General features: G+C 56.0%; 10 protein-coding genes. 7 read left to right on the plus strand and 3 right to left on the minus strand.

Features of this window, described 5'->3' with window-relative positions; translation table 11 throughout:
* Positions 1–35: 35 nt before the first annotated feature.
* Positions 36–896, minus strand: coding sequence for a hypothetical protein (locus SH421x_RS18035; protein WP_488851080.1), 861 nt, complete (start codon positions 894–896; stop codon positions 36–38).
* Between the two features lie 258 nt (positions 897–1154).
* Here SH421x_RS18035 and SH421x_RS18040 point away from each other — a divergent pair, with 258 nt between their 5' ends.
* The 6 genes from SH421x_RS18040 to SH421x_RS18065 all read left to right on the plus strand — a co-directional run bounded on the left by SH421x_RS18040 (position 1155) and on the right by SH421x_RS18065 (position 9166).
* Positions 1155–3770 carry a HEAT repeat domain-containing protein gene (locus SH421x_RS18040; protein ID WP_488851082.1) on the plus strand — a complete coding sequence of 872 codons (2616 nt, stop codon included), beginning with the start codon at positions 1155–1157 and terminating at the stop codon, positions 3768–3770.
* A 157-nt stretch (positions 3771–3927) separates the two neighbouring features.
* Positions 3928–5571, plus strand: coding sequence for an isochorismatase family protein (locus SH421x_RS18045; protein WP_488851084.1), 1644 nt, complete (start codon positions 3928–3930; stop codon positions 5569–5571).
* Positions 5572–5586: 15 nt separating this feature from the next.
* On the plus strand, positions 5587–6108 hold the full coding sequence (locus SH421x_RS18050; RefSeq protein ID WP_488851086.1) for a GNAT family N-acetyltransferase: 522 nt from the start codon (positions 5587–5589) through the stop codon (positions 6106–6108).
* 158 nt (positions 6109–6266) lie between these two features.
* Positions 6267–7274 carry a class 1 fructose-bisphosphatase gene (gene fbp, locus SH421x_RS18055; protein WP_488851087.1) on the plus strand — a complete coding sequence of 336 codons (1008 nt, stop codon included), beginning with the start codon at positions 6267–6269 and terminating at the stop codon, positions 7272–7274.
* Positions 7275–7531: 257 nt separating this feature from the next.
* On the plus strand, positions 7532–8134 hold the full coding sequence (locus SH421x_RS18060; RefSeq protein WP_488851089.1) for an REP-associated tyrosine transposase: 603 nt from the start codon (positions 7532–7534) through the stop codon (positions 8132–8134).
* A 276-nt stretch (positions 8135–8410) separates the two neighbouring features.
* The gene (locus tag SH421x_RS18065) at positions 8411–9166 is read left to right on the plus strand and encodes an abortive infection family protein (RefSeq protein WP_488851092.1); all 756 of its coding nucleotides are present in this window, start codon (positions 8411–8413) and stop codon (positions 9164–9166) included.
* 137 nt (positions 9167–9303) lie between these two features.
* Here SH421x_RS18065 and SH421x_RS18070 read toward each other — a convergent pair whose 3' ends face one another.
* Positions 9304–10287 (minus strand): RluA family pseudouridine synthase, encoded by a 984-nt coding sequence (locus SH421x_RS18070; protein WP_488851094.1) that lies wholly within the window; start codon positions 10285–10287, stop codon positions 9304–9306.
* Between the two features lie 12 nt (positions 10288–10299).
* Complete coding sequence (locus tag SH421x_RS18075; protein WP_488851096.1) at positions 10300–11355, minus strand: tetratricopeptide repeat protein; 1056 nt, start codon at positions 11353–11355, stop codon at positions 10300–10302.
* 351 nt (positions 11356–11706) lie between these two features.
* Here SH421x_RS18075 and SH421x_RS18080 point away from each other — a divergent pair, with 351 nt between their 5' ends.
* On the plus strand, positions 11707–13701 hold the full coding sequence (locus SH421x_RS18080; RefSeq protein WP_488851098.1) for an ATP-dependent helicase: 1995 nt from the start codon (positions 11707–11709) through the stop codon (positions 13699–13701).
* Positions 13702–13726 lie beyond the last annotated feature (25 nt).

Consider the following 13726-nt stretch of genomic DNA (forward strand, 5'->3'; position numbering starts at 1 on the left):
CAAGCTCTCACGCATCGGACTATCAAGAACACTTTTTACAGATTTGTTAGCGTCGGCTGGGTATCTGCCTGCTTAACTTCGGTCTGCCTCGTCTGTTTGCTGACCGTCACGTCCGATGCGAAGATGCAACGCTCTGGTTTGCCACCGGCGACCGCATAAAGATGTCCCTTGGCGGTCAGCTCATCGCCGATCGTCGTGTACTTCAATTCTTTAGTCAGCAAATGCGCAACCGCTTGATCCGTTAGCCTGATGGTCAACTTGCGCAGCGAGCCGCTCAGCGCTGTAACCACCAACGTATTTCCATGCAGGCTGCGCACCTTGGCGGTAATTTTTTGTCGAACGCCGGGCTCCACTACTGGCGGCGCAAAATCAACCAACGTGCTCATCACGTCGACTGCGTCAACCGGATCGGTGCTGTGCCCTGTTTTATCGACCTCACCAAGAAAGCGAACCAGCATCCCGTTTGTTATCCAACTGGCCGGAACATCGCCGGTCACATCCACGCGTGAAACGCCTGCGGGATGGGTCACGATCATGTCGACTTTGCCATCGGGCTGCTGCACAAAGATGCTGCCGTGGCCGACCTGAATCACACGGCCGGTGATCGAAACTTCGGGCAATGCATCGATGTTCAGCTTGTTCTTCTCGACCGGCACGGTAACCGCTTTGTTCGTCCCCAGACAAGCGCCCATGTTGTGAAGGTTTTCATACTTCAACTCCATCTTGGCCGAGCGATAGAAGACCGGCCAATGCAGCGTTCCATCGGCCGCAACGGCAGGTGCGTCATCCACCGGCTTGGCGTAGGGATCGTAAGGGCCAAGTTGAGCCTGAACCGCAGCAGGAAAACCACCAAAACAGGCGGCAGCGCACGCGAGCGCGAGAAAGATACGAAGCATGATGGGGCGTGCCTGAGGGGACTGGATGCAAATCTCGGTGGGCGAAAGCAACGCTACAATCTCAGTAAACCTGAAGCACTGTCAAAGGTAAACCATTGTGAACTTTTTTTAATGCTGGAAGCCACGAAGTTCCTACGGCTTGTTCTGCTGGGCCAATATGGCGGCTGGCAGCTGAGAAATCGTTGTTTAACGCCAACGGATCTGGCACAATAACGGCCAGCCTCCCCCCCACTACTGGCTTGCTTGACGGAGCTTTCCATGCGATCCCTGCTACTCTTGGTCCTCTTCCTCATTGGATGTGGATTGAAACCAGAACCCGCGACGGCGCCGCCAGCCGGTGCAGAGCGATCGGCTTCAACCGCTGAGCCTGATGCGCCGCTGATTGCCGAATCGCCTAATCCGCCAGTTCCTGTCGGCGAGCCTGCCAAAACCCAATCAGCACCTGCGATGACGCAAGAGACGAAACAGGAGGTGACCTTGATGGTTGACCCGACCGCTGCCGACTTCTTCACCCAATTGGCCGATCAGCTGAAAAACTTGCCGCCCCTTTCCGCGGCCAACTCACCAGCTCGGTTGCCTTCTTTCGCAGGAGATGAGGATCCTCAAGCCGAGCCTTCCGATGAGCTGGTTTCGGCAATGGATCGTCCCTGGACTTTAGAGACAGTCGCGCCGCTGGCCGAGGCGATCAGCAAATTCCCTCAAGCCGAAATCCGTGCCAGAGCATGCGAAGCGTTGGGGAACGTCGAAGAACACCAATATGTGGCTTCGGTCACGGCGCTGCGTACTGGCCTAGTAGACCCAGACGAAATGGTCCGCGTCGCAGCGTCGGCAGCACTGTACAACATTCGCTATCAAGATCCTGCGCTGCTAAAGCCTGCACTGCCGGAAATCGCCGACCGACTTCTAAGCGAAACGAACGAAGAAGTCGTTAGCCAATCGGTCGATCTTGTTTCGGATCTCGGCCCCGATGCGGCGCCGCTTGTTCCTTCTCTCATGCGACGAGTGATCACCGAAGAAAAGGCCGATCGTGATGTTGAAAGCTGCTATCAAGCGTTAGCCTTGATCGGCCCTGCAGCAATCGCAGCCAAACCCCTGTTTCTGCATCTGATTCATGAGCAGTTGTATGTCGATCTTGGCTGCGAAGGGCTGGGGAAAATTGGCGCCGAATCCGAGCTGCTGGCGAGGTTGAACGATGCAGCGCCAGCCCTCCAATTGCAGGGCGCTCAAGGAGCCGTCTTTCTACCGAGCCATAACGCTGCGACGATCGCACGTCTTTGCGAAATCGCCAACAGCCCCACCACCGAAGAATATAGCGAGCAATACTCGGCAAAAATCTATGCGGCAGAGGCCTTGGGGAATGTGCGTCCTGCAACGCCGCAGATTGTCGAAGTCTTGGCGACGACGTTGAAAGACACTTTCCCTGATGTACGGATCTCCGCTCTCAGCGCACTCGGAAATTGTGAGCCCAAGCTTTCGGAAGCGATTCCCGTCTTGCAGCGCGGCATGCGTGATGAGGATCCAGAAGTTCTCCAAGCGGCTGCCTACGCGTTGACCAAATATCCGTTGGAACCGGCGGAAGGTTATTTGGCCCTGGTGGACGCATCGATGGAACAGGGAACCAACTCTCGGATCTTTGACGACCTGAATCTTGACCTGCTGCCGACAATTCAAAAGATAGCGTTCGACAAAGCGCTCGATCCGCAGCGGCGTGCAGCCGCGATCTTGGGGAGCACCGAGATCGAAAGCTTTCACGGCGATGACGAAGCGGAGAACTTTGTTCCTCCCTGGAGCGCTCTAGTCACCGATTTCTACACAATTGCTCGAGATCCAGCCCAGCCTGCCGAAGTGCGCGCGGCAGCGGTGATAGCGGCCGGCGAATTCGACGACTTGCAGAAGATCAATTCAAATGAGTTCGCACCGGTCGTTGTCCCCTCCGTCAACGAAGGCAGCTTTCTGGCCCTGCGTCAAGCTTCGATCCAATGGGTAAAAGTAGCGGAACTGGCTTCCGCCGTGCCAGAACTAGTCAAAGCGATTGAGGACCAAGACAAAGAGATCGTCCTCTCCGCACTCAGCACTCTCAACTATCTGGGGCCTGACGCCCAAGCGGCGGTCCCTGCGTTGGTGAAGCTGCTCGAATCCGACAAAGTTGAGCACCAGGAAAACACGATCCATGCCTTGGGATCCATCGCCAGCCAGCCGGAACTCTGCCTCCAACCAATTCTGCGGTTCGATTCTTACGGCGCTACGTATGCTGCGGCCCAAGTAATCGCCGCCAGCAACGGCGACACTACCGAGCTGATGCCGCGCATCATTGACCGCCTGCCAGAGTCGGAAGGCTACGAGCGTTTCTACTTGCTGTTGTCCCTCGAAGTATTAGGTCCGCTGGCGGCCGACTACGCATCGCACGTTGTTCCGATACTGCAGGATGAAGAGCAAAGTACCAATGCCATCGAGATCTTGACCGCGATGGGCGAAAAAGCGGAACCAGTTGCGGTACCGGCGCTGATTAAGATCGCCCTGGAAGAGAACGAAGAGTCTGCACAGTGGGCGCTCTGGGCGTTGGCCGACATGAAAACGGCAGGCGCCCCCTTAGCCGCCGCAGCGCCGCAATTGGTCAAAAAAGTGGGGTGTCGGCTCTACACGCTGGAAGCGCTGGCCAAGATGGGACCTGACGCCAAGCAGGCGGTTCCCGTTGCTCGAGAATTGCTGCAAGCCAGCGACGAAGACGTCCGCATCGCAGCCTTCGAAGCATTGGTCGCGTTTGGTCCTGCATCTGCAGTTGCGTTGCCGGAAATGCAGAAGTTTGTCGAACAACAGGAAAATAGTCGCCTGGAGTCCGATTTGAGCGAATTTGAAGAATCGCTCAATCAGTAATTCGTTCCGTTTCGCCGGGATCGGATCACTCCACTTCACCGCCCACCTAGCGTTGGATGTTCCCCCTCCGATACCACGAAATATTTCCCCTCCGCTCCCGCTTCAGCTACATTGGACCAAGTCCCGCCTGTTCCCTCTCCCGCTTTGGATACAACGTATGATCTTGGCCGTCAAACGTCTCGCTGGCTGCTTGTTTACGCTTTCGCTGTTGGTTGCACCGCTGCTGGGCGATGATCTGTCGATGAAGCTGAGGTTTCAACAAGAGACGAAGCCAGACAGCGGCCTTTATCATCAGCTGACGCGCAACGAACAGTGGAAGCCAGAGCAGACCGCGATCATCGTCTGCGACATGTGGGACCTTCACACTTGTCAGAACGCAGTGCAGCGTGGTCAACAGTTCGCACCGCGCTTAAACGATCTGCTGAAGCAGGCCCGCGAGCAAGGCGTGACAATCATCCACGCTCCCAGCGGCTGCATGAAACACTACGTCGATCATCCCGCGCGCAACCGGGCTGAGCAAACGCCCAAAGCGGCCGACATTCCTGCCGAGATTAACACCTGGTGCTATCAAATTCCAGCGGAAGAAAAGGGAGTCTACCCGGTCGATCAATCCGATGGCGGCAATGATGATCAGGCGAAACAACGCGAAGAGTGGAAAGCGTATTTGACCGCGATCGGGCGCAACCCAGGCCAACCTTGGATTCAAGAGACCGATCAGTTGACGATCGATCCGGCCCGCGACTATATCAGCGACAAGGGAGACGAAGTCTGGAGCATCCTCGCCGCCAAAAACATCAACAACGTTATTCTGACCGGCGTTCATACCAACATGTGCGTGCTCGGGCGCCCGTTCGGATTGCGGCAGCTTGCCAAAAACGGCAAGAACGTCGTCTTGATGCGTGACCTGACTGACACCATGTACAACCCGGCGTCATGGCCCTTTGTCAATCACTTTACCGGCACCGACTTGATCGTGTCGCATATCGAAAAGTACGTTTGCCCCACCGTCACCAGCGATCAAATCCTCGGCGGCGAGCAGTTCGCCTACGCCGCAGACAAGCGTCCGCACGTGGTGATGGTGATGGCCGAAAGTGAATACGAAACGGCCCAAACCTTGCCGCAATTTGGCGGCGACTTTCTCGGCCGCGACTTCCGCGTTAGCTATGTCTACGGCAGCGAAACCGATCCCAATGATATCCCCGGTTTAGAAAAAGCGTTGGCCACCGCCGATGTGCTGCTGATCAGCGTCCGCCGTCGCGCTTTGCCGCCGGCGCAAATGGCGGCGCTGCGCAAGTATGTCGCCGCCGGCAAGCCGATGGTCGGCATCCGCACGGCGAGTCACGCGTTTGGCCTACGCGGCAAACAGCCACCGGCCGGAGCCGAAACGTGGGAAGAGTTCGACCAAGAAGTCTGGGGCGGAAACTACAGCAACCACTACGCGAACAATTTAAAATCAACCATCGAAATCGTTGACGACAACTCCAAGCATCCGATCCTGCGCGGAGTCTCAAGCGAACCGTTCCCCCAAAACGGATCGCTCTATCAAACGGCGCCGCTGGCGGACGGCGCGACCACGCTGCTAACCGGCGCCGTTGAAGGCAAACCGGCCGAACCAGTTGCTTGGACGTTCCGCCGCGCCGATGGAGGCTGGTCGTTCTACACCTCGCTCGGCCACAAAGACGAGTTCCAGAACAAATCGTTCGAGCGTCTCCTACTCAACAGCATCTACTGGGCGGCAGGACTCGAAGTCCCTGCTCAGTTTGACCTCTCCAAACCGATGCCGCCACAGCGGAAAAGCTAACAGGCACTCTTCCGTATGCGACTAGTCCCCTGCTCTCTTGAGCAACACGGCTCGGCGATTCTGGCGATCTTCAATCATGAGATCGCCACCTCGGCCTCCCTGTACGAATACGTCCCGCGAACCATGGAAACCATGGAAACATGGTTCGCCAACAAAGCGGCCGCCAACTGGCCGGTGCTCGGAGCCGAAGAGGACGACGGCCGACTGATGGGGTTCACCACCATGGGCCCTTTCCGACCACAGCCGGGCTACAAGTATACCGCCGAACATTCGATCTACATCCAACAAGACTTCCGCGGCCGCGGCCTTGGCGGCATCCTGCTCCAAGAGATCATCGCGCAGGCAATTGCCCGCGATCTCCACAGCCTGATCGGCGTCATCGATCAAGCGAACCAAGCCAGCGTTGCGCTGCATCTTAAACAAGGGTTTGTACTGGCCGGCGTGATGCGTGAAGCAGGGTTTAAGTTCGGCGGGTGGTTGGATGCTGGGTACTATCAATTGCTGTTGCAAACGCCGCAGACGCCGGTGGATGGCTGAGTGATGCAGTAAGCGATTGCGAGACCGTGCTGGCCATCGCCCCTCAATATGAATCTCGAAAAGTTAGTTTTGGCATTCCAATTGCTTATCTCAAACAGAGCAAATTTGGTTTGATTTCGCCCAATTTCTGGGCAGCCGCGCACCCTCAAGGAAGTCCGATGATCACCACCGTTCAGCAGCACATCCTGCAAGAACAACGCCGCTTTCCCCATGCCTCGGGCGAATTCTCGTGGCTTCTTTCCGCCATCACCCTTTCGACCAAGATGATCGGCGCCAAAGTTCGCTCGGCCGGTTTGACCGACATCGTCGGCGCCGCAGGCGACGTCAACGTCCAAGGAGAAGTGCAGCAAAAGCTGGATGTGTACGCCAACGAGGTGCTGCTGCACTGTCTTAGTACGCGGGCCAGTGTCGGCGTGTTGGCGTCCGAAGAAAACGAACATCCCAAGATCGTCGGCCACTGCAGCGACGGCGCCAAATACGCGGTGGTGTTCGATCCGCTCGATGGCTCCTCAAACATCGACGTAAATGTGAGCGTCGGCACGACCTTTTCGATCATGCGACGCCCTGAGGGAGCAACTTGCGATGAGCCAGAACGCTGGCTGCTGCAGCCGGGAACCAAGCAAGTCGCCGCCGGGTATGTGGTCTACGGCTCGTCGACGATGCTGGTCTATAGTGTCGGTCTTGGCGTGCATGGCTTTACGCTCGATCCGTCGATCGGCGCCTTCGTTTTAAGCCATCCCGACATCAAGATGCCGCAACAAGGAAAATATTATTCGGTCAACGAAGCCTACGCCGCCAGTTTCCCGCCGGGCTACGCCGATTATCTGCAAATGCTCCGTGACGGGCAATTGAACCATCCCTACAGCTCGCGCTATATCGGCTCGATGGTGTCGGACTTCCACCGCACGCTGCTTAAAGGAGGAATTTTCCTCTACCCGCCGACGGCCGATAATCCCGAAGGCAAACTTCGCATATTGTACGAAGCGTTTCCGATCGCATTCCTGTGCGAACAAGCCGGCGGCAAAGCGTCAAACGGCACAGGCCGCCTGTTAGAAATCGAACCAATCAGCATCCACCAGCGGACCCCAATGGTCGTCGGTAGCCAGGTGGAGATGGAGAAGTTTGAAGCGATGGTCGCCAGCGGGGAGATTTCGGCTTTGAAGTAAGCAAGTACGCGGCAACCAGATTTTTGGTGCCATGGCCACGGCCTTGCGTGGCCATGAATACGGTCGGCTATCAAATCGACGGCGAGAACCTAGCAATTCGTAACCATTCCAACGTTTCTGAATCGGCGGTGACCAAACGGTACACTCACACGCAATCATGGCCACGCAAGGGCGTGGCCATGGCGCCCGTTTTTGTGTGGCCGTAAATACTGCAGGAAATTGTTGCAAGCGTCGCCCTGACATTCGATACTATGTCAATGGAAACTCCTCATCGAAAGACAATTCGTCGATTTGAAACCGCTGGAGAGGCCCACTTTCTCACCTTCTCCTGCTTCCGCCGTTTGCCGTTGCTCAGCCGCCCCAGAACTTGTCAGTACTTGATTGACGCGATTGAATTCAGTCGTAAGAAGAACGGCTTTGATTTGTGGGCCTATGTGATCATGCCGGAGCATGTTCACCTGATCGTCCTGCCGTGTGAAAACGTCAAGATTGCTGCGATTCTGTCGACCATTAAGCAGTCGGTTGCGAAGCGGGCCATAATTTGGCTGCATGAAAACTCTCCTGATTTTCTAAATCGGATCGAAGATATCCAGCCCAACGGCAAACGATGTTATCGCTTCTGGCAACGCGGTCCAGGTTACGATCGCAATCTGCGTTCGACTCGCGATGTTCACGAAAAGATAAGGTACGTCCACGAAAACCCGGTCCGTCGAGGACTCGTGAGCCGGACAATTGACTGGCCGTGGTCAAGCGCGATGGCCTGGGAATCAGGATTAGATTTGCCCATCATGTTGAATCGCGAAAGCGTTCCGATATTAACAAATTTGGATGACGGGATGACATCGAATCTCTGGCGCTAGACGAGTTTCCACGCACATTCATTGTATCGGGTGCCATGGCCACGGCCTTGCGTGGCCATGAATGCGGCAACAATCAAGTAGACGGCGAGAAAAGTGCGAGAAGAGACCATTCCAACATTACTAAATCGACGTAATCAAACTGTACACTCGCGCCCATTCTTAGACACGCACGGCCGTGTCACGGCATCAGCATACCTATTTGAAATACATTAATTCGAACCATCAGGGCATCTTATTGTCTTCAACAAAACGGCCTACCTCCGAAAGACATGATTGATGGCTCAAGATCGCGTAAAACTTACCGAGACAACTGAACAATTACAGAACATCTGCGTTGATCGGGCTACCGGCGGTTGCGACGACAATGAGTACGAGTACCTTCGTCACCTACTCATCCGAGACACTCGTGTAAAAGCGTTGCTGCCGCGATTCATACTGACTAATCGAACCGCATCACAGTTCTGGCAGTACATAAAGTATAAATTTCCGACGTATGCTGAACGGCGGACCCACATTTGGGAAGAGTTCAATCCGCTGCTTGAGTCACTTGAGGGAATTGTTCAAAGTCCGTCTGACACTACTATAAGCGCAGTCCTGCCGGAGCTTAGCTCCGACTACGTCCATGAAATATGGCAACGGGCACTCGAACGTCGTGCGGAGAATCTAGACGGTGCTATTACGCTGGCTCGCACGCTGCTGGAGAGTGTCTGCAAACACATCCTTGACGATTTGGATATCGAGTATGATGGAAATGCTGACTTGCCCAAACTTTACCGCTTAACGGCGGAGCAATTGAAGATGGCTCCAAGTCAACACACTGAAGAGATTTTCCGACGAATCCTTGGTGGATGCGCGTCAGTAGTCGAAGGAATTGGTGCACTTCGTAATCGCGTAAGTAATGCACACGGGCAGGGTATCACTCAATACCGCCCTTCCGCTCGCCACGCAGAATTAGCCGTAAATCTGGCTGGAACGATGGCAATGTTCCTTGTTTCTACCTGGGTAAACCTCAAACAGCCTCGCAACTTATAGTCACTTAGCATGGATACCATCGCTACGGCATTTCCGTGACTATTCCAACGTCACTTAAGCTGTATAATCAAACAGAAAACTCGCGCACATTCATGGCCACGTAAGACCGTGGCCATGGCACCCAAAACGGGAAAGACTTATCGCACCGGCCGCAACTGTCGCAGCATCGTCTGCGTCCGCTCTAAATCAGCAGGTAGCGGGGCGATGAACTCGCGCATCTCACCGTCGTCGGGATGCGCGATCACGATGCGATGGGCGTGCAGCGCGGTGCGGTTGAGTAAGACGGTGCGATCGTCGTCGTGTTGCAGCTCACCTAGGGACAAGAAGCGGCGGCTGCCGTACAGCGGGTCGCACAGGACCGGGTGACCCGCGTGCATGAGGTGGACGCGGATTTGATGGGTGCGGCCAGTTTTGGGAAGCGCTTTTATCGCGGCGAAACCGTCGTAGCGTTCCAGCACTTCGTAGAAGGTTTGGGCGTCTTTGCCTTCGTCATCGCCGCGGCGGATCGCCATCCGTTCACGAATTTTGGGATGTGGACCGACCGGTTCGTTGATCATGTCGCGATCACGATCAGGCGCGCCGATCACCATTGCGAAATATTCTTTTTCGGTCAGGCGATCCTGAAATTGCGTTTTGAGAAACTCATGCGCTGCGTCATCTTTGGCGATCACGATCACGCCGCTGGTGTCGCGGTCCAAGCGATGCACGATACCGGGACGCGTGGGCCCGCCGATGGTGCTGAGCTGGGGGAACTGACCTTTCAGCCCTTCGGTCAGCGTTCCCTTCCAGTGCCCCTTGGCCGGATGGGTAATCATGCCGGCCGGTTTGTTGATGACCGCAATCCGGTCATCCTGATAGATAATATTGAGATGGACGTTCAGCCCAATCTGCTCGTCCGAATAGGCGGCGATCGGCTTGACGACCAGCAACTCGCCGGCGGTCAACTTGTGGGCCGGTTTGCACGGCTCGCCATCGATGGTCACCAAGCCAGCGTCAATCGCTTTGCGGATTTGCCCGCGGCTGATGCCGTCAAGCATCAGCGCGATAAACTGGTCCACGCGCCGGCCTGCTTGCTCGGCATTGATGATTGTCTCGTGGGTCGTTAAGTCAGGAGTTGACATTCGGGGCGGCGATTACTTGCCTGACTCGGCGGCTGATGCTGCTTCGGTCGCCGGCTCCGTCGTAGCAGGTTCGGTAGCAGCAGGCTTTTCTTCGGTCTTCGCCGGAGTTTCGGCGGCCGGCTCAGTCTGGGGAACTTCGGCGGCTGGTTTCTCGGCGGCTGATTTTTCTTCGGCGGTTGGCGGAGCACTTGGCGCCGCAGCATCCGTAGCAGATGCAGGCGTTTCCGGCTTCGGCATCGCGTCCCCTTCACCCGGCTGCGGCAATCCGGAAGCAGGCAGCAGATTGATGGGCGAGTTCATCCCGCCTGCCCCAGCAGGCGCGCCCAGCGTATCGCCTGGTCGCGTCAGCGCATCGCGCGACGGCAACGTCATGTCTGGATCACTCGGCAGGTCTTGATTGAAGATGCCGGAAGTCGGCGAGGCCTTAGGAGCAAAATCTTGTTCGCGAAACCAGGTATAAAATTCCTCGGCGCCTTTGCTTTTCAGCAATTCAACGCGCTCGCTTGCCCATTTGCCAAACGGCGAATCGGGCCATTGGGTCGCAAGTTCCTCGTAGGTTGCGAGCGCGGTTTTCAAGCTTTCGGGCGTCGCCAGCACTTCGCTCGACTGACCGATCCCCCACAAGGCGCGTTGTTTCAGCTCGGGTACATCGGCCCCTTTGTCGGCACTTTGAAACGCTTTAATTGATCGTTCCAAAGCGTCTTTGGCGTCTTGCGGCTGCGTAAATTCTTTTTCCAAACCTTGGCGATACAGGTCATATCCCAAAAAGAGATCGGCCCACGCGCCAGCCGGACGACCTTGGTAGGCGCTGCTGACTTCTTCGAGAGCCGGGGTCATTTCGGCCCCTTGCTGCATCATCATCGAAGAAGCGGTAAACAGCTCTCCCCAACCGCTGGCTCGCGCAATTTTTTGCTGATACTGGAACCACATCACCGCGATCACCGCGACAACCACCGCAATTGTGATGCCGGCGATGATCTTGGCCTGAGGGCCCATCTGCTCCATCCCCTTTTCGAGGGCTTGCTCCAGCTCGTTTTTCTGCAGTTCGTGGCGGCGTTCGCTTTTCATGACGAAGTTGGAGGGGTAGAGGGATCGATGGGAGTGGAAAGCTACTTAACAGTAACCGACACTTAGATTTAGAGTCCAAACCGTGAATATAGAAGCACTGCGCAAGGGGAGTCAAGCCCGAGTAGCGGAGACACCAAGCTGGCAGGTTTCGCCTGAAGGGCGCAGTCTACCCGAATTAAAGCATTTTTATCCAACCCCATTTCCCGTGCTTGCACAGCGGCCATCAGGCGGCCCCCGGTTGCAGAGACGGCGTCTGGCGAACTACGATCTTTCAGGACTGACCAGATGCTTTCACGTCAGAAGTAAACGCTTCGTCTCTTGGTTCTCTCGGTGCAAGGAAGTACGGCCCCCGTGAGCGGACTTAATCAGGCCCAACTTGACGCAGTCAACACGCTTTCAGGCCCGATGTTGGTGCTGGCCGGAGCCGGCAGCGGCAAAACCCGCGTCGTGACGTTTCGGATCGCTAACCTCATCAAGCATGGGGTCCGGCCGAGCCGGATCTTGGCGGTGACCTTCACCAACAAAGCAGCGGCTGAAATGCGCGAACGCGCACTCGGTTTGCTCGGCAAAAAAGCGACGGAGCAACCAGTTGTTTCCACCTTTCACTCGCATTGCGTGCGCGTGTTGCGGCGGCATATCAACCGTCTGGGATATCCGCTGAAATTTGCGATCTATGACCGCGGCGATCAAGAATCGGTGATACGCGCCGCATTGCGAGAGATTCGCGTTCCCAACGAATCGCTACGCCCCGGCGACGCGTTGAACAACATCAGCCGCTGGAAGACCGCCGGGATTCGTCCACCAGAAGCAGTCGGACATGCCCAAACGGACAAAGAACATCTCTCAGCGATGGCCTACCGCCGATATCAAAATTCGCTGAAGACCTGCGGCGCCGTCGACTTTGACGATCTGCTGCTATTGACCGAAGAACTGTTCACCGAGCATGACGATATTCGTGACGAAGAAGCGTCGCAGTTTGATCACTTGATGATCGACGAATATCAAGACACCAACGGCAGTCAGTATCGCATCGTACGCGGGCTGGCCGAAGCGCATCGCAACCTGTGCGTGGTCGGCGATGACGATCAATCGATCTACTCGTGGCGCGGCGCCGAAGTGCAGCACATTTTGCGTTTTCAGACCGATTGGCCCGAAGCCAAAGTGATTTATCTGAAAGACAACTATCGCTGCACCGCCGCGATCTTGGAGCTGGCCAATCGGCTAATTCAATTTAACTCGACACGTTACGACAAGGATTTAGAAGCGGCCCGCTTTGGCGGCGATCGCCCGCAGATCTGGCAGTTTAAAGACGAAGAAAAAGAAGCGGAAGAAGTGGTCAAAGACATCGGCCGGAAGCTGCTGGAGCCCGAGTTTGAGCCGCGTGACTTTGCGATCTTGTTTCGCACCAACGAGCAACCGCGCGCGTTTGAGCAACAACTGCGCAGCATGAAGATCCCTTACATCTTGATTGGCGGCATGTCGTTCTTTGACCGCAAAGAAGTACGCGATTTAATCTCGTACTTGAAGGTGATCCATTCGCCGATCGACGAGGTTGCGCTGCTGCGAATCTTGAATACGCCGCCGCGGGGCATCGGCCAACAGACGGTCAAAACGCTGATGGACACCGCGGTGACCGAAGGAGTACCACTGTGGGAAGTCTTTCCCAAAGTGCGTTCGATCCGGAACATCTCCGAGAATGCGGCCAATGCAGTGATCGACTTTTCGTCCCTGATTCGCCGATATCAAAAGCGGTTTGAAACCGAACCCATGTCGCACGTGATGCGTTCGTTGATCGGCGACATCGCCTACCAGAAAGAGCTCGAACGGCTTTATCCCGATCCCAACGAACGTGAATCGCGCGAGATGGCGATTGAGCAAGTCGTCAACGCCGTCAGCGCCTTTGAGACCAATAAGAAAAAGCCGACGCTCAGCGGATTCCTCGACGACTCGGCGCTCTCTGGCGGCGACTTTGACAACGAGAAAGAAAAACAGTTGCAACGCAACGGAGTCGTTCTGATGACGCTGCACGCAGCCAAAGGGCTTGAATTTAAGAACGTCTATCTGGTCGGGATGGAGGAGGGAATCTTGCCCCACGCGCGCAGTGTTAAAGAAGAGGGAGCCGCGGTCGAAGAAGAACGCCGACTTTGCTATGTCGGCATTACCAGAGCCCAAGATCGACTCACCTTCTCACTTGCGACATCACGTAAACGATGGGGAAAACCACGCCCTACCGATACGAGTCGATTTTTATACGAGATCACCGGCCAGGCAGAAAGCGCCGCCAAGTCTGCCCAAATGGCGAAGTCGCCGCGCGCCAAAGCAAAGAGCGGCGAGAAACGGGGATAGGCCTGCCTGGTCAGGGCGAGGCCTG

This window comes from Blastopirellula sp. SH421 (assembly GCF_057808535.1).

Excerpts from the sequence above, each read along its gene's own strand:
- SH421x_RS18040 (WP_488851082.1), top strand. The coding sequence starts at position 1,155 with ATGCGATCCCTGCTACTCTTGGTCCTCTTCCTCATTGGATGTGGATTG.
- SH421x_RS18075 (WP_488851096.1), bottom strand. The coding sequence starts at position 11,355 with ATGAAAAGCGAACGCCGCCACGAACTGCAGAAAAACGAGCTGGAGCAA.
- SH421x_RS18050 (WP_488851086.1), top strand. The coding sequence starts at position 5,587 with ATGCGACTAGTCCCCTGCTCTCTTGAGCAACACGGCTCGGCGATTCTG.
- fbp (WP_488851087.1), top strand. The coding sequence starts at position 6,267 with ATGATCACCACCGTTCAGCAGCACATCCTGCAAGAACAACGCCGCTTT.
- SH421x_RS18065 (WP_488851092.1), top strand. The coding sequence starts at position 8,411 with ATGGCTCAAGATCGCGTAAAACTTACCGAGACAACTGAACAATTACAG.
- SH421x_RS18060 (WP_488851089.1), top strand. The coding sequence starts at position 7,532 with ATGGAAACTCCTCATCGAAAGACAATTCGTCGATTTGAAACCGCTGGA.
- SH421x_RS18045 (WP_488851084.1), top strand. The coding sequence starts at position 3,928 with ATGATCTTGGCCGTCAAACGTCTCGCTGGCTGCTTGTTTACGCTTTCG.
- SH421x_RS18035 (WP_488851080.1), bottom strand. The coding sequence starts at position 896 with ATGCTTCGTATCTTTCTCGCGCTCGCGTGCGCTGCCGCCTGTTTTGGT.
- SH421x_RS18070 (WP_488851094.1), bottom strand. The coding sequence starts at position 10,287 with ATGTCAACTCCTGACTTAACGACCCACGAGACAATCATCAATGCCGAG.